The 15515-nt window shown below is 44.3% G+C and carries 19 protein-coding genes; 17 read left to right on the top strand and 2 right to left on the bottom strand.

Annotated features, from left to right (window positions below; translation table 11 throughout):
* Window positions 1-129 precede the first annotated feature (129 nt).
* Both JHD44_RS06585 and ypfH read left to right on the top strand, forming a co-directional pair.
* A complete protein-coding gene (locus JHD44_RS06585) occupies window positions 130-903 on the top strand; it encodes a pyrroline-5-carboxylate reductase (RefSeq protein WP_199461974.1) in 774 nt (257 codons plus the stop codon).
* A 142-nt stretch (window positions 904-1045) separates the two neighbouring features.
* Complete coding sequence (gene ypfH / locus JHD44_RS06580) at window positions 1046-1666, top strand: esterase (protein ID WP_199461973.1); 621 nt, start codon at window positions 1046-1048, stop codon at window positions 1664-1666.
* Between the two features lies 1 nt (window position 1667).
* On the opposite strand, the gene JHD44_RS18905 is transcribed toward ypfH, so the two are convergent.
* Window positions 1668-2174, bottom strand: a complete 507-nt coding sequence (locus tag JHD44_RS18905) for a 4'-phosphopantetheinyl transferase family protein (RefSeq protein ID WP_199461972.1) — start codon at window positions 2172-2174, stop codon at window positions 1668-1670.
* A 124-nt stretch (window positions 2175-2298) separates the two neighbouring features.
* The gene (locus JHD44_RS06570) at window positions 2299-2736 is read right to left on the bottom strand and encodes an excinuclease ATPase subunit (RefSeq protein ID WP_199461971.1); all 438 of its coding nucleotides are present in this window, start codon (window positions 2734-2736) and stop codon (window positions 2299-2301) included.
* Window positions 2737-2922: 186 nt separating this feature from the next.
* Here JHD44_RS06570 and JHD44_RS06565 point away from each other — a divergent pair, with 186 nt between their 5' ends.
* From JHD44_RS06565 to JHD44_RS06495, 15 genes are read left to right on the top strand one after another with little or no spacing between them, the layout of a single operon-like run.
* Window positions 2923-3648 carry a beta-ketoacyl synthase chain length factor gene (locus JHD44_RS06565; RefSeq protein ID WP_199461970.1) on the top strand — a complete coding sequence of 242 codons (726 nt, stop codon included), beginning with the start codon at window positions 2923-2925 and terminating at the stop codon, window positions 3646-3648.
* Between the two features lie 12 nt (window positions 3649-3660).
* The gene (locus tag JHD44_RS06560) at window positions 3661-4428 is read left to right on the top strand and encodes a lysophospholipid acyltransferase family protein (RefSeq protein ID WP_199461969.1); all 768 of its coding nucleotides are present in this window, start codon (window positions 3661-3663) and stop codon (window positions 4426-4428) included.
* On the top strand, window positions 4421-4687 hold the full coding sequence (locus JHD44_RS06555; protein ID WP_199461968.1) for a phosphopantetheine-binding protein: 267 nt from the start codon (window positions 4421-4423) through the stop codon (window positions 4685-4687). The genes JHD44_RS06560 and JHD44_RS06555 overlap by 8 nt, the downstream gene beginning before the upstream one ends.
* Window positions 4688-4692: 5 nt before the next feature.
* The gene (locus JHD44_RS06550; protein WP_199461967.1) at window positions 4693-4938 is read left to right on the top strand and encodes an acyl carrier protein; all 246 of its coding nucleotides are present in this window, start codon (window positions 4693-4695) and stop codon (window positions 4936-4938) included.
* Window positions 4938-5477: a hypothetical protein gene (locus tag JHD44_RS06545; protein WP_199461966.1), complete on the top strand. Its 540-nt coding sequence runs from the start codon at window positions 4938-4940 to the stop codon at window positions 5475-5477. Before JHD44_RS06550 ends, JHD44_RS06545 begins: the two co-directional genes overlap by 1 nt.
* A 6-nt stretch (window positions 5478-5483) precedes the next feature.
* The gene (locus JHD44_RS06540) at window positions 5484-7160 is read left to right on the top strand and encodes an AMP-binding protein (RefSeq protein ID WP_325097053.1); all 1677 of its coding nucleotides are present in this window, start codon (window positions 5484-5486) and stop codon (window positions 7158-7160) included.
* Window positions 7138-7908: a glycosyltransferase family 2 protein gene (locus JHD44_RS06535; protein WP_199461965.1), complete on the top strand. Its 771-nt coding sequence runs from the start codon at window positions 7138-7140 to the stop codon at window positions 7906-7908. Before JHD44_RS06540 ends, JHD44_RS06535 begins: the two co-directional genes overlap by 23 nt.
* The gene (locus JHD44_RS06530) at window positions 7901-8860 is read left to right on the top strand and encodes a lipid A biosynthesis acyltransferase (protein ID WP_199461964.1); all 960 of its coding nucleotides are present in this window, start codon (window positions 7901-7903) and stop codon (window positions 8858-8860) included. The genes JHD44_RS06535 and JHD44_RS06530 overlap by 8 nt, the downstream gene beginning before the upstream one ends.
* Before the next feature lie 5 nt (window positions 8861-8865).
* Complete coding sequence (locus JHD44_RS06525) at window positions 8866-9273, top strand: acyl-CoA thioesterase (RefSeq protein WP_199461963.1); 408 nt, start codon at window positions 8866-8868, stop codon at window positions 9271-9273.
* Window positions 9270-9836, top strand: coding sequence for an outer membrane lipoprotein carrier protein LolA (locus JHD44_RS06520; RefSeq protein ID WP_199461962.1), 567 nt, complete (start codon window positions 9270-9272; stop codon window positions 9834-9836). The genes JHD44_RS06525 and JHD44_RS06520 overlap by 4 nt, the downstream gene beginning before the upstream one ends.
* Window positions 9837-9838: 2 nt before the next feature.
* The gene (locus tag JHD44_RS06515; protein ID WP_199461961.1) at window positions 9839-12133 is read left to right on the top strand and encodes an MMPL family transporter; all 2295 of its coding nucleotides are present in this window, start codon (window positions 9839-9841) and stop codon (window positions 12131-12133) included.
* Window positions 12126-13364: an NAD(P)/FAD-dependent oxidoreductase gene (locus tag JHD44_RS06510; RefSeq protein WP_199461960.1), complete on the top strand. Its 1239-nt coding sequence runs from the start codon at window positions 12126-12128 to the stop codon at window positions 13362-13364. The genes JHD44_RS06515 and JHD44_RS06510 overlap by 8 nt, the downstream gene beginning before the upstream one ends.
* Window positions 13292-13906, top strand: a complete 615-nt coding sequence (locus tag JHD44_RS06505) for a DUF3261 domain-containing protein (protein ID WP_325097052.1) — start codon at window positions 13292-13294, stop codon at window positions 13904-13906. The genes JHD44_RS06510 and JHD44_RS06505 overlap by 73 nt, the downstream gene beginning before the upstream one ends.
* Window positions 13906-15072 carry a beta-ketoacyl-[acyl-carrier-protein] synthase family protein gene (locus JHD44_RS06500; RefSeq protein WP_199461958.1) on the top strand — a complete coding sequence of 389 codons (1167 nt, stop codon included), beginning with the start codon at window positions 13906-13908 and terminating at the stop codon, window positions 15070-15072. The genes JHD44_RS06505 and JHD44_RS06500 overlap by 1 nt, the downstream gene beginning before the upstream one ends.
* A complete protein-coding gene (locus tag JHD44_RS06495; RefSeq protein ID WP_199461957.1) occupies window positions 15072-15515 on the top strand; it encodes a hotdog family protein in 444 nt (147 codons plus the stop codon). Before JHD44_RS06500 ends, JHD44_RS06495 begins: the two co-directional genes overlap by 1 nt.

The raw sequence follows: 15515 nt of genomic DNA, 5'->3' as shown, positions 1-15515 counted from the left end.
CTGAATCCTTCCTCAGAGATAAAACTGGTTTGGCTTTCTTTACAAAGCCATAACGATTTCGCACGCCTTGAATTACAAGAATCGCCTATGAGATAACAAACACCGCTACTTCATACAAAAGGACATCACATGAAATTAGGTTTTATTGGCACGGGAGTCATTTCTGAAGCCTGTATTCGCGGCTTATTTGCCAGCGAGCTGACTATGGATCAGGTAAGCGTTAGTCGTCGCAGTCATGCACTTTCCGCAAAACTCGCCGCTGAATTCTCTAGCGTTCAGGTGCTGGACGACAACCAAATGATCATCGATCAATCCGATGTCATTGTGCTCGCGGTACGCCCACAAATTGCCGAAGAAGTGCTAGCCGGGCTTCAGATTCCTTCGGATAAGGTGGTGATCAGTCTCATTGCGACACTAACCCACACAACCTTGCAGCAATGGTTTGGTCAAGACGTGAATCTGTGTCGCGCCATTCCTCTCCCCTTTGTCGCGCAACGTCTTGGCGTCACGGCTATTTATCCAAGACAGCAAATCGCGGAAACACTGTTCGACGCTATAGGGACAGTTGTAAGCGCGGAAACCGAAGAAGAGTTTGATCGCTACGCGGTTGCCAGCGCCACCATGGGCATTTATTTCGAATCATTAGCAACCTTGTCGGAATGGATGACCAATGAAGGCACCCCACAAGAAAGCGCACAACGATATTTTGCTGCGCTATTTAGCGGTCTAAATCACACCGCTCTTAACCACACAGAGCACCCTTTTGCTGATCAAGTGCCAGAGCATTGCACGCCTGGCGGTTTAAATGAGCAAGCCGTGGATGTCTTCAAACGACAAGGAGGCAAAGACGCTTTTATTGCGGCACTCGACAGTTTGAAAGATCGTTTACAAGGAGCGAAATAAAAGCACGGCAATAAGGAACCTATTGCTTGGTTTTGGTTCCAAAAAGATTATTCACTTTTTTGTAATAGTGTATTCGTGAATACCGTATTTATTCACGAATTAATATCTTTTAATGTTGCGCCATTCAAGTATGGAGCCTCTTATGTCAGACATCGTGATTCAAAAGCCTGCTATCGCCAACCGCCTTATTCTATTGTTTCACGGTGTGGGATCACGCCCTGAGAGTTTAATGACTCTAGGGCGATGGCTGGCCGACTCATTGGATCGTGCCATGGTGGTGTCGGTAGCCGCCCCTCACCCATTTGACTTAGGAGAAGGTCTTCAGTGGTTTTCAATCAAAGATATCAATGAAGAGAACCGCCTAGACCGAATCAAAGTCGAAATGCCGCGTTTTGCTGACAAGATTCGTTTTTGGCAAGACATCGCCAAAGTAGAGGTGAATGACACCGTCATTATCGGCTTCTCACAAGGCGCCATCATGTCATTGTCGTCCACGCAACTAATAGCAACACCGCTAGCCAAACATGTCGTGTCCTTGTCAGGACGCTTTGCCAAAGCACCACAGCACAACCCATCACCAAGCAACGTCCACTTTCTACATGGCAACGCCGACAAAGTCATGCCCGTCCAACATGCAATTCAAGGCCATGACTGGCTTGAAGCACTAGGCGCTAGCACCACACTGGACACCTTTGACGGATTAACGCACAGCATCAACCATGAAGAATCCATACGCTTGTTGGAGGTTTTGCAGCAGTCATAGCTTAATAACTAAGGCTTTCTGCTCTCAGAGCAACAGACAATACAAACTGGTTGTTTAAACAGGAAGTCGTTCTAATTAGGCTTCCTGAGCGAACAAAATCAATTTGTCTTATATCTGACAAACCTAGGCCATACTGCTGCTTTCTCTCTAAAGACTTAAAAATAGCTTCTTTACTTGCCCATTCTTCATAAAAACTAAATAAGCGCGACTCCATCTCCGCCCCCAAAAAACCATCTAACTCCTCTGGGGCCATAAACATATTTGCTAATTCCGCTAAGTTTTTACGAGGTTGGATATGTTCAATATCAATACCGACAGGTTCACTAGCCACTGCAACAGCAATTACACCGTGACTGTGTGATATCGAAATATGGTAATTAGTATTGTTTAATCGAGGGCCTGTATCTGTATCTTGGTAACTGCGCGCAAGACTGATACTTGGTAAGTGAGTTTGGATGATAAGGTTAAGCAATGATCGGCTAAAGCAGTATTCCTTTCTGCGCTTCACGCTTTTTAGTCTATGATAAAAACTCCACTGTTGCGGCTGAAGAGCTGCCCGTTGTAACTTAACAGGCAGCTCATCCGACATTCTCGTATCGAGTAATGCTAGCTTTATCACGCCTTAGATAAGGTTATTTAAGAGTGACAACATCAGCGTTCAACGCTACACCGGCCATAATCGCACCCGCATGACACTCAAACTCTGAGCTGCTGGATACTTTGTTCTTCTTGTAGTAACTCGAAATATTAACGACAGCATTTGCTCCTTCCGCCTTTGCTCTCTCTTGAAGAGCTAACAAAGCAGAAAGAAATACCCAGTTACAGGCACGTTCGTCGCTTTTCCCTACAGCATTTGTTTTTTTATTCGTCGTGAAATTACCTGCTTTGCTCACCACTTTTGAGTGCGTTTGGTCGCCAAAATACAGCTTAATACTACCATCTAGCTTTTCTTGAAAGTCAGAAGATTGCATAGCATCATCAATAGATAACATATGTTTTGTATCGCGAGCTTGAGAGATCGAAGGGAAGAATAGACAAAGTGAGGTTAAAATTACTAAAAGTTGTTTCAAAGCATGCCTCCATGCAAATAATGACAAAAAAGAAGCGCGGATTATAAAGAACATTAATTAGACAAGTAAATCCTTTCAGCTATTGCATAAATTGCTTTTGCAGGTAAAATTTCGCCAGTTTTTCGCAAGAAATAAGAAAGAACATATCAGTGTTCTTCGACAGGGAACTTATTTAACGAGGTTAATGTGTTGGATTTTAGGCTGGAGAAATGGAGTGCGGTAGCACCAGGCCTGACCTCTGAAAAAGATTGGAGCGATTGGTTAAATAGCAGATTGTATTCTGCCGATGAAGATAACATTAAAACCGGCTTAAAAAAGATTTCTCCCATGCTACGTCGCCGGTTCACGAAGATGGGTAAAGTTGCGGCCGCAGCACTATGCGGGCTAGAGCTTGATGAAAACACTCCTTTAGTCTTCGCTTCACGTCATGGCGATGTAGATCTTACACTTTCATTATTACAAAATATTGCCTCTGACCAAGACCTATCGCCAACGGGATTTAGTCTAGCGGTTCATAACGCGATTGCGGGACTGTTGTCTATTGCCCAAAAAGACACTTCATCCATTACCTCTGTGGCAGCATGCCAAAATATGCTACCAACCGCTTTGCTAGAAGCAGCTATCCAACTGCAAGATTTCTCCAAAGTTGTGTGTTTAATATGCGACACACCGGTTCCTAAGATTTATCAGCCATATACAGAGTCAAGTGATATCCCTTACGCCATTGCATTGCTCCTAAGTCGTGATGTCGGCACTGCCTTGAAACTATCTAAGAACGATAGTTCTGCGGCTATTCTCGATGAGACTGCCCCTGACTACATGCAATTGCTAACACTACTTTTAACGAACCAGAGTGAAGTAATTTTCGCCGAAAAAAACACGTCAACCCATTGGAAGCTTCAAAGTATCTAGGCTCGTCATCTTATGTTCACAAAAATTGAATTTTGTTGGCGCTGGTTTGCCACAGCATTTAGCTTCTTTGTATTTGGTGTAGGCGGAATCACGCTTAGCATTGTTGCTTTTCCAATTTTGCGTTGCCTTCCTGTAACCGCTGTACGTCGCGCTTTTTTGGCTAAACGTCTTATCCACTTAATTTTTCGCTTTTATATCGAAATGATGCGTTTTCTAGGTGTACTTACGTACCAAACTAAACATCTAGAGAGATTGCACAACGCTAAGCTGGTGCTTGCCAATCACCCATCACTCATCGATGTGGTCTTTCTGATCGCATTAATTCCCAACGCAAATTGTGTCGTGAAAGGTAAGTTAACGCGTAATATTTTTACTCGCGGCCCGATCAAAATGGCTGGTTACATTATCAATGAAGAAAACGAAAATGTAATAGAGCTGGCACGAGAGGCCATCGCAGAGCACGATGCACTGATTGTTTTCCCTGAAGGCACTCGCTCAGTACCAAATGAGCCTATTACGCTAAAACGCGGAGCATCACAGATTGCTCTACGCGTGCCAGCTGACATTACACCGGTCATAATTCAATCTTTTCCATCAACGCTAACCAAGCAAGACCGTTGGTACCAAATTCCAAAGACTCGGGTTCACTTTACCTTAGAAGTGAAACCAGTCATTTCTGTTCAGCCTTATATTTCTGACATGCGGCTGCCTGTCGCAGCACGACGCTTGTCATCAGATTTAGCCGAATTTTTCAACGAGGAGCTCCAATTAAATGTCTGACCTAAATACCGAACTTAAGCAAATGATCATTGATGCGCTTGATCTTGAAGACATAGATACCAGTGACATTGAAGACGATGCTCCTCTTTTTATCGAAGGCCTAGGATTAGACTCTATTGATGCTCTTGAGATTGGCCTAGCGCTGCAACAGCGTTATGGCATTAAACTGAAAGCTGATTCCGAAGAAACCAAAGCACACTTTGCCAGCATCAATGCGCTCGCTAAACTTGTTCAACAACACCAAACAACCAACGTATAAGCACTATGAACCAGCAAGAAATTTACCAACGAGTTTCCGACGTTCTACAAGAACTATTTGAACTGCCTGCCGAAGACATTACCCCTGAGGCAAACCTCTATCAAGACTTAGACATCGACAGTATTGATGCGGTGGATTTAATTGTCGAATTAAAGAAGATGACCGGAAAGAAGTTACAACCGGAAGACTTCAAGGCCGTAAGAACGGTACAGGATGTTGTCATTGAAGTTGAAAAATTGATGGCTGAGTAATGGCGCTGAAGGTTGTTTTAGGGCTACTAACCATTGTCTACCCTTTTTTGGTGTATTGGGTAGGCTCAACCGGCGGTAGCACTTTCATCCTTCCTATGCTTGCACTTATTTTAGTATTAAGGCTAAGACACAAGTCCAACATCAACACTCGCGCTGGCATTTTATTCATTGCTGCGACTATGTTGTTGAGTGTGATATTTTTTGGTCCAGACCTAAGTGTCAAACTGTATCCCGTACTTGTCAATTTAAGCTTATTTTGCCTCTTTACAGGTAGCTTATTTACTCAGCAATCAATTGTAGAGCGCTTAGCCCGAATCCAAGAACCAAACTTACCACCAAGTGGTGTGCGTTACACACGTAATGTTACCAAAGTATGGTCTGTCTTTTTCATCCTAAATGGCACGATTGCTCTTGGTACAGCATTATGGGCCAGCATGGAAGTTTGGACTTTTTATAACGGATTTCTTGCCTACCTTCTGATTGCGACCTTAGCCGGCTCAGAATGGTTAATCAGAAAGAAAGTAAGAGCAAAGGAATAGATTGAAGTGCTATCGTTATCAAACTGGTTTGAGTCAACGCCAGACCAAGTGATCGCTTGCTCACCAGATGCATCTCACAGCAAAGCGGATTTAATGGCGCGTATTAATGATTGGCGAACGTTTTTACCGCTTGAGCCCAAGCAACGGTGGGTTGTATATCATTCCGATACATTTGAATTCATCGCCATTCTTTTTGCGTTGTGGCAGTCAAAGTGTATCGCCTGCTTGCCTAGCGATATCTGTTCAGACACTATCGATAGACTAGCGCCTAACAGTGCAGGCTTTATTGGTGAATTCCCAGATCTTGAACAGGCATTTTTATACCCACCAAGCAGTATGCAATGCTCACCCTTAGTCCCCTTAGACAGGGAACAAACGGCTATTGAGGTATACACTTCTGGTTCAACAGGCACGCCCAAACCCATTCTTAAAACCATTGCTATGATAGAAGATGAAATCGCCTCTGTTGATCAGCTTTGGACAATACCTAAACACGCAACTCTGATATCGACGGTACCACATCAGCACCTCTTTGGTTTAACCTTTCGCTTATTCTGGCCATTATTAACTGAGCGAAAATTTCTAACCAAAGCATGCACTTTTACTGAAGATATTTTCCGCCAAGCTCAGCAGCTGGCATGCTACGTGTTGATTTCCACTCCGTCCCACCTTAAACGCTTGAACGACCAACTGGATTGGACCTCCGTTGCTGGCCATTGCCACCAAGTCATATCTTCTGCAGCGCCCTTAGCGCGTCAGGACAGTCTATTTGCAGCCGAGTTATTAGGTACGCCCGTTCATGAAATTTATGGCAGCTCAGAGACTGGAGCCATAGCGTGGCGCACACAATCAAACAATAATGAGCATTGGCACTTATTACCGCAGATTGATATGCAGATTCACCAAGGTCGTGTCCACATTTCCGGGCCCTACATCGAACCGAAGCATGCCTATTTAAGTGACCAAATTGATATCTCAACATCAGGCTCATTTCGTTTACTTGGACGTCAAGATAGAATTCATAAAGTAGAAGGCAAGCGCTTATCTCTAACCAAGATGGAACATGAAATCGAGCAGACAAAGTGGATTAGAGCCGCTAGAGCGCTGGTCTTGGCACGAAAAAGAGATGAAGTTGTTGTTGTGGCTGAGCTCTCAGAAGCTGGCAAGCAATTACGCACACATGGCTCACAGAAAGAGTTGGTTAAATGCCTTAAACAAGCGCTACGTTCTTCTTTTGAAGCGGTACTATTACCAAGACGTTGGCGTTTTCTATCATCACTCCCTTACAACTCTCAAGGCAAATTATCTATGGATCGTCTGCATTCGTTATTTGATAACCATGAAGTAAAGTGGCCAGTGGAACTGAGCCGGAATACTCTTGATGAACATATCCAGCTAGTCTTCTATATTCCCAAAGAGCTGATCTACTTTGAGGGGCACTTTGACCAGCATCCTATTTTGCCAGGTATTACTCAAACCCATTGGGCACAACATTTTGGTCGCAAACACTTTGCTATTGAAGGACGCTTTACAGGCTTAGAAGTGATTAAGTTTCAGCATGTCATCCAGCCTGATACTGAGGTGACTTTGTCATTAACGTATAACAGCGCATTGAAAAAGCTGACGTTCCAATACCTTTCAGACAAAGGAGTTCACTCAAGTGGTCGCATCTGTTTCGCCTAACATAGAGTTTAACCCGGCTATTTTAATCCCTGTGTACAACCATGAACACGCCATTGGCAGTACACTTAAAAATGTTCTCTCTTATGGCTATCCGGTGCTGCTGGTGGACGATGGAAGCTCAGCTGAATGCCATGATGTGCTCAAACAATTAGCAAAAGAACACGCTTCACAGAGTGTCAGCCTCATTAGACTTCCTATCAATCAAGGTAAAGGTGGCGCAGTAAAAGCAGGAATAGCTGAGTTATTCCATCATGGATTCAGCCATGCACTGCAAGTTGACGCTGACGGCCAACACAACTTATCAGACATACCCGATATGATTGCCGAGGCGAAAAAGCAACCTAAGGCGCTTATTGCTGGCTGTCCAGTATATGATGAAAGCGTCCCTAAACATCGCTTCTACGCACGTTATTTAACTCATGTTTGGGTATGGATAAATACTTTATCTTTTACTATTAAAGATTCTATGTGCGGTTTCAGAGTTTACCCTACCGCCGCCTGCCGTGAGCTAACCTCGCGTCATAGTTGCGGAAATCGTATGGAATTCGATACAGAAATTCTTGTTCGTTGGGTTTGGGAGGGTCATACCATCGTGAATCGAGCGACAAAAGTACACTATCCCATAGATGGGGTTTCTCACTTTAATAAGCTTAAAGACAATGTGCTGATTTCTGCCATGCACACCCGCCTCTTTTTTGGCATGCTCAAACGCTTACCCATGCTGCTTAAGGGGAAGTGTCGTGGCTAAGTCTACGCAGCATTGGTCTAAGATAGGAGAAACGGGGTCCATTATAGGAATGAAGATCCTATTGAGCTGCTACCAACTCTTTGGACGTAATGTATTTCGCCTCGTCTTACTCCCTGTCATTGGCTACTATTTTTTATCCAATAAACGTGCACGACATGCGTCACAAGATTACTTAAAAAAAGCTAAGCCCTTATGCCCTAAACAACCAAAAGAACTTACCTCATTCCGTCACTTCTGGACTTTTGGTGAGCTGCTTTTGGATAAGTTCTTGGTCTGGATGGGGCATATACAGCCGCAAGATGTAGCTTTCCACAACCAAGCTACTATGCAACATATGGAGCAACGTCAGAAAGGAGGGATTATTGTTGTCTCTCATCTCGGGAATACGGAAATCTGTAGTGCACTGGCTCATCAAATGCCAAACGTCAAAGTGACAATGCTCGTGTATACCCAGCATGCAGAAAAGTTTAACCGCATGTTAAAACAAGCCAACGCCAGCGCCAATATTCGTATGATGCAAGTGACTGACATGTCACCAGCAACCGCTATGACTTTATCTGAGCGTATTGAAGAAGGTGAATTCATCGTAATTGCGGGAGATCGCACGCCTGTGCAAAGTAACGCACGAACGACTGTGGTGCCTTTCCTACAGCAGCCAGCCCCATTCCCTCAAGGAGCGTTTATTCTCGCTAATTTACTGAAGTGCCCAGTCTATTTAATGTTCTGCTTGAAACAAGAAGCCAAATACCACATTTACATTGAGCTTTTTGCCGAACAATTAACCGCTCCTCGAAAAGCGAGAGATCAGCTTCTCAATAATGCTGTGTATGATTATGCAAAACGGCTAGAACATTATTGTCTTATGCAACCCTTACAGTGGTTCAATTTCTATGACTTTTGGCATATCGAACCACTAAACAGTCACACCAAACTTCATAAAAAAGGACATTAATAGCCATGTTAGAACATGAAATCGAGTTAGAAATTCCATTTCATGATGTCGATGTCATGCGCATTGCATGGCATGGCCATTACGTAAAATACCTAGAAATTGCCCGTTGTGCATTACTAGAATCCATCGACTACAATTGCGATGAGATGGAACAGACTGGCTATGTTTGGCCTGTTATTGAACTAAATATTCGCTACGCTAAGCCATTGCGCTTCAAGCAGAAGATCCGCGTTCTAGCAAAAGTAATAGAGTGGGAAAATCGACTCAAAATCGCTTATACATTATTTGACAGTGAATCCGGTCAACGCTTAACCAAAGCCTACACTGTACAAGTAGCAGTTGATGCTGCGAACGGTGAGATGCAGTTCGCTTCCCCACAAATCCTGTTAGATAAACTAGGCGTCAGCGCATGAAGTCAGCGATTCTCTTTTTGATATTTTTTAGCCATGCTATCTGGGCAGCTTCAGTAGACGAGCTCAAAGAATTACTGCACACCCCAGAACAACTGTCAGGGCATTTTGATCAAGAAAAATACTTAGCGGCTGTAGATACATCACTTAAGTCTTCTGGCACTTTTGCCTACATTGCCGAGCAAGAAATTTCTTGGCATACCTTAGCGCCAATTGAAAATACACTTACTCTTACCCCTAACCAAATTATTACAGCTCAAAATGGACAACAAGTGTCCGTCTTAGATAGTCAAAACAATCCTGTAGTACAGGTTTTTTCTGACTTGTTTTTTGGTGTGATGACTGCTGACTGGGATCTACTGCAAACCTACTTTCATATAGAAGCGCACACTTCCCAAGAGCAATGGCAAGCGCAACTGACACCAAGCGATGTCAACATCGCCCAAGCAATTACGCACGTGAGTTTATCTGGAGGCGCCTTCTTAGAGCAGGTTGTGTTACAGGAAGTGAATGGTAATTCCACGACTATTCAATTCTCAGAGTTATTAGCCGAGGGCTCGCAGTAATCATGCGCAAGGTTGCAGCATTTATTTGGCTAGTCATCGTGTTGGGAATCTGCTCTATTGCATGGCTTAAAGGGCCAAGCTTTGAGTCGAGTATTATGGCACTCTTACCTCAGTCCGAACAAAGCCCTTACAGCGCGGCGGCTATGCAGTCTCAGTCTGATGCCATGGGGCAATTATTGACGTTAATGATTCTGCACCCTGAAGTCGATAAAGCACGTACAGCAACCCTTAATATTCAGTCTATTTTAGCGGACTCACCTATACTGCTTGAGCAATCTCCTGAGCATTTACAGCAGCAGTCTCTCAACCCTAAATTCCGTTTTAGCGTACTCAGCGATCAAGTGAAGCGACGACTTGAAAACGGTCAATGGCAACAACAATCTGATATCGCTCTAGGACAATTATTTAATCCCGTTGCCAGCGCACCGGTTGATTTAAAAGCCGACCCTTTTGGCCTTTATGGCAGCTTTTTGCAAGACAGTGTTCTCAGTAGCAACATAAAAACTCAGCAAGGCTTATTCCGACTATCATCTACACCTCAACCGGCTTTTGTTCTATTTTATCGTTTATCAGAAAATGCATTTTCATTGTCCACACAAAGTCAATTAGCGCCACTACTTCAACAGGTGAAAGACTATGCTTCAGCTAATCAAGTAACCGTAAAAATGTCGGGGCTAGTGATTCATGCAAGCTATGGAGCTAACCAAGCAAAACAAGAAATTTCGACCATTGGCGTTGGCTCTGTTCTTGGCATTATATTACTGATTTTAGCTGCCTTCCGTAGTCTAAAACCGCTGTTCTATACCTTAGTGCCCATTAGTGTCGGAGCCATGGTCGCTCTGGCAATCACAACACTGATATTTCCTAGTGTACACTTGATCACTTTTGCCTTTGGCGCAGGTCTCGTTGGCGTCGCTGTAGACTACTCAATGCATTATGTCTGTGCCCAATCGGGGCAAACAGAGAACCGTTTAACTAAGTCACTATTTGTCAGTCTATTGCTAGGCTTAATTTCAAGTGTATTAGCTTACGCAGGCCTCGCTTTAACACCATTCCCCGGGCTTCGCCAAATTGCCTTGTTTGCTAGCATAGGTCTCGTTGCCTCATGGTTAACCGTTCTATTCTGGCTGCCGCTGGTCTCCAATCTGTCTAACATGCGGTTACATCCATCAATTATTGATATGTGCCAGCACCTTACGCCTGTTTACTCTTCAAAGCGACATCTGCAAGCAGTCTTCGCTGCTACCACCCTTTCAGTTATTGGCAGCGTATTTATTTACTGCTCTTCCGCGAAAGATGACTTAGATACGCTTCAGACTTCTCCTATTCAGTTACTTAATGAAGACCGAACTGTTCAACAAGCAATGGGGAATGGCTACCAGAGCACCTTCCTATTAATCACGGCGACGGGGATTGAAGCGCTACTACAAAAAGAGGAGCAGGTTCGCTTAACTTTGGATCGTCTGCGCTTTGAAGGTGATCTCGGTAATTACCTCAGTATCAGTCAATCATTGCCCTCTCAAGCACAACAGCACCGTAACATCACGTTAGTTAGCGAATTGTATCGAACTCAGTTAGCCCCATTTATGAATAAAATTGGTGCATCGGCCCTCATCAAACAGGAAGCGCAGCAGTCCTTTAATCAGAATCACACAATCTTGACCCTCTCTGAATGGCAAACCTCCCCATTAGGGCACATGTTAAGTAGCCAATTGATTCGACATAAAGACGGTCATATTTCCAGCGTTATACGTATCCAAGGCAAGTTCAGCCAAGCCGCCAAGAGCCAACTACAAGAGCTTGCCTCGCATACAAACTTAGTCGAGTATATTGACCCTATAGCAGATATTAGCGATACCCTTGCACGTTATCGGACACAGCTCACTATGTGTCTTGTGATCGCTTATCTCGTTGTCTCAAGCGTATTATTGCTGCGCTATCGTAAGCAGCTCTGGCAAATTATTTTGCCCCCGTTAAGCGCCTCTATCATGGCATTTGCCATCGCCACATTACTTAATGGCGGCTACAACTTATTTAACATCGTCGCACTGATGCTGGTGTTTGGGATCGGCCTAGACATGGGCATTTTTATTAAAGAATCCCATGGTGCGGCACATACTTGGGTCGCCGTTTCACTATCGACAATAACCAGCTTACTGGCATTTGGTTTGCTGGTCTTGAGTGAAACACCAGTGCTGTATCACTTCGGTGTTATCGTACTACCTGGGTTACTTTTTGTGTGGCTGTTAACTCCTTTTATTCAGCCCATTTCTTATGGAGAAAGTCGAAATGCATAGCGCAAACGGAAGTTTTGATGTGGTGATTATTGGCGCTGGTCCCTCGGGGGCCGTCGCAGCAGCCAATCTTACGCGCAGCGGTCACAATGTTTTAGTACTGGAAAAACAATATTTTCCACGCTTTTCAATTGGTGAAAGTCTACTACCGCAAAGTATGGAGTTTTTACAGCAAGCAGGTATGCTGCAGGCCGTTATTGAAGCCGGATTCCAATTTAAAAACGGCGCTGCGTTTGCGAATAAAGAGCAATATGACTTCTTTGACTTTCGCGAGAAATTTTCGCCTGGTTGGGGTACCACGTATCAAGTACAGCGAGCGCAGTTTGATAAAATCCTTGCAGACTGTGCAGTAAAAGAAGGTACTGAAATTCGCTATGGGCATGCCGTTGAATCCTATACGGAGTTGGAAAATAACACCGTACAACTCCATGTATGCGACGATCAAAACAATGAATACGACGTCTCTGCTAAATTTGTTCTCGACGCCAGTGGCTTTGGTCGTGTATTGCCAAAACTACTAAATTTAGAGAAAGAGTCCACTTTATCAACAAGGGTCTCTTTGTTTACCCATGTTGAAGACCGCATTGGTTTAAAAGACTTTGATCGAAATAAAATATTGATTTCAGTTCACCCTGAAAACAGTGAAATTTGGTATTGGTTAATTCCTTTTAGTAATGGTCGATCATCTGTTGGCGTTGTACTACCTCGATCCGTTTATGAACAACACCAAGATCAGGAAGATGAGCTGATACTAAAGCACTTTATCACCCAGACGGGCAAAATGTGCGAAAGCTTAACGGAAGCTCAATTTGATACAGCGGTTGGGAAATTGGCGGGCTACTCGTCTGATGTTACTCAAATGTCCGGTAAGCATTTCGCTCTGTTAGGTAATGCGGGAGAGTTCTTAGATCCAGTGTTCTCGTCTGGCGTGACCATTGCGCTGAAATCAGCTTCGCTCGCCTCTGCAGTCTTAGACAAACAATTACATGGTGAACAAGTAGATTGGCTAAGCGAGTACGAACAGCCACTGAAGTTGGGAATCAACACCTTCCGCACCTTCGTAGAAGGCTGGTATGATGGCAGCTTACAGACAGTCATCTTTACCGAACAAAAGAATCCAGCAATAAAAGAAATGATCAGTTCTGTTTTGGCGGGTTATGCATGGGATACAAACAATCCATATGTAAACACTCCAAAGCGTCTTCATGTGTTGGCTCAGTTATGCCAAAAGTAATGAAATTATTTCACCTCGCTGTTTTATGTTTGATGCTTAGCGCCTGTAGTTTTTTTCCTGGGCATCAACGTCAAACACCTGCACCTGTCCTTCTCGCGCCGTCGTCTGAACTTCTGCCTCAGATTTTGAAGCAACATCTGACTCTAACGAGTGCCAAACAGAGCGACAGCTTTATTGCGATACTTCGACTCACTCACACGCAAACGAGTATGGTTGCATTGACCCTAGCAGGACAACCATTCTTGAACCAATCTTATGACGGGCAACTTTGGCAAAGTCAAAATTTGTCTGGACAGCCATTACCTGAAAAAGAAATATTCAGCATGATGCAATTTGCTCTTTGGCCTAAAGCATCATTGCAAAAAAACTATCTTAAGGAAAATGGCTGGAAACTAGAATTTAAAAAAAACGAACGCGTCGCATATTATTATGAGCAACCCTACCTAGTGGTAAAAAGGTCCAAAAGTAACACCAACATTGAACACAAAATGGGACATTATCAAGTCACCATCAACACTTTTGAAACGGAGCCATTACGTTAATGGAACAATGCTATCTTAACGCTATGGGTATGCTGAGCGCTCTAGGGGATGGGCCAGAAGCTACTTTCAATAATTTGCGTATTGGACAAACTGAACTTACCCTAAGCAACGCCTATCATAATGGCGAGCCACTTCCACTTGGTTTGATTCAACAATCTCTTCCTGACTTGCCCCTGCTAGATAGCAAATGGCGCAGTCGAAATAACCAAGTCACTTGGCACATTGCCCAGCAGATTCAATCTGAGATTGAGGCAGCCATCCTCCAGTATGGTCCGGACCGTATTGGCGTTGTAATTGGCACATCCACCTCAGGCATTGCTGAAAGCGAAGTGCACATGCGCACCCTAGCTGAAACAGGCTCGCTACCTGAAGATTATCACTATCGCCTCCAAGAGATGGGAGCGCCAGCAGATTTTCTAGCACAAGCCTTCGGATTATCAGGGCCGTCATATGGTATTTCCACTGCTTGCTCTTCTGGAGCAAAAGCGCTCGCATCGGCTCGCCGACTTATACGATCAGGCGTATGCGATGCAGTGATCGCCGGTGGCGTTGACACTATATGCCGCTTAACCGTGCAGGGGTTTTCATCACTAGAAGCGGTAAGTGCGAGGGCCTGCAACCCCTTTAGTGCTAATAGAGACGGTATTAATATTGGCGAAGGTGGAGCTCTATTTCTTGTGACAGCTGAAGCAAGTGACATTGCTTTATCAGGCGTTGGTGAAAGCTCCGATGCACACCATATTTCTGCACCAGATCCATCCGGGCAAGGAGCCATCCGTAGTATGTCTTATGCCTTAGCTGATGCGGGCATCGCAGCAGAAGCTGTTAACTACATTAACTTACATGGAACTGCTACACCGCTTAATGATCAGATGGAGTCTGTTGCAGTCAATACGTTGTTTCCATCGAGCACACTTTGCAGCTCAACTAAACCCTTTACGGGGCATACATTGGGTGCTGCAGGTGCATTAGAGGCGGCGATATGCGCTCTATCACTGAGGCATAATTTTCAGCCAATACACATTTGGGATGGCATCCCTGATCCAGAGCTGCCCACTCTCAATTTTGTAAATGCCGCTTCGGAGTGCATCATGCAATACGCACTCAGTAACTCATTTGCGTTTGGCGGCAATAATATTTCCCTTGTTTTAGAACGGATTTCCTAATGCAGAAATACAGCGTTGAAGAGTTAGTACCTCATTCAGGTCGCATGAGTTTACTCAGTCGCGTTACCGTAGTAGAAGGCGATAGTCTGTTCGCAGAAGTCGATATACACGAAGGCGCTACTTTCGCTGAGCAGAATGGCGTCCCAGCTTGGGTCGGTTTAGAATACCTCGCTCAGGCAATAGGCGCTTACGCGGGCTATCAAGAACGAACCCAAGATGGAGTACCCAAAATTGGTTTTTTACTTGGTACACGTAAATACAGCTGTAATTGCGAGTATTTCCCACTTGGTACAACGTTAACACTTAAAGTCACGCGCAACATGCAAGCTGACAATGGCTTAAGCGCCTTTGATGGAGAGCTGTATGCCGAAGGAATTAACGCAAGCGCTCGACTAAACGTCTTTCAACCAGACAACGCCGAAGAGTTTTTAAAGGAAGCATAA

Origin of the sequence: Marinomonas ostreistagni, from assembly GCF_016461785.1 — a bacterium.
Taxonomy (GTDB): Bacteria; Pseudomonadota; Gammaproteobacteria; order Pseudomonadales; family Marinomonadaceae; genus Marinomonas; species Marinomonas ostreistagni_A.
This window is presented reverse-complemented; position numbering and strand designations above follow the sequence as displayed.

Coding starts and splice junctions, on each gene's coding strand:
- JHD44_RS06585 (WP_199461974.1), top strand. CDS start 130: ATGAAATTAGGTTTTATTGGCACGGGAGTCATTTCTGAAGCCTGTATT.
- ypfH (WP_199461973.1), top strand. CDS start 1,046: ATGTCAGACATCGTGATTCAAAAGCCTGCTATCGCCAACCGCCTTATT.
- JHD44_RS06560 (WP_199461969.1), top strand. CDS start 3,661: ATGTTCACAAAAATTGAATTTTGTTGGCGCTGGTTTGCCACAGCATTT.
- JHD44_RS06555 (WP_199461968.1), top strand. CDS start 4,421: ATGTCTGACCTAAATACCGAACTTAAGCAAATGATCATTGATGCGCTT.
- JHD44_RS06550 (WP_199461967.1), top strand. CDS start 4,693: ATGAACCAGCAAGAAATTTACCAACGAGTTTCCGACGTTCTACAAGAA.
- JHD44_RS06545 (WP_199461966.1), top strand. CDS start 4,938: ATGGCGCTGAAGGTTGTTTTAGGGCTACTAACCATTGTCTACCCTTTT.
- JHD44_RS06525 (WP_199461963.1), top strand. CDS start 8,866: ATGTTAGAACATGAAATCGAGTTAGAAATTCCATTTCATGATGTCGAT.
- JHD44_RS06520 (WP_199461962.1), top strand. CDS start 9,270: ATGAAGTCAGCGATTCTCTTTTTGATATTTTTTAGCCATGCTATCTGG.
- JHD44_RS06515 (WP_199461961.1), top strand. CDS start 9,839: ATGCGCAAGGTTGCAGCATTTATTTGGCTAGTCATCGTGTTGGGAATC.
- JHD44_RS06510 (WP_199461960.1), top strand. CDS start 12,126: ATGCATAGCGCAAACGGAAGTTTTGATGTGGTGATTATTGGCGCTGGT.
- JHD44_RS06505 (WP_325097052.1), top strand. CDS start 13,292: ATGGGATACAAACAATCCATATGTAAACACTCCAAAGCGTCTTCATGT.
- JHD44_RS06500 (WP_199461958.1), top strand. CDS start 13,906: ATGGAACAATGCTATCTTAACGCTATGGGTATGCTGAGCGCTCTAGGG.
- JHD44_RS06495 (WP_199461957.1), top strand. CDS start 15,072: ATGCAGAAATACAGCGTTGAAGAGTTAGTACCTCATTCAGGTCGCATG.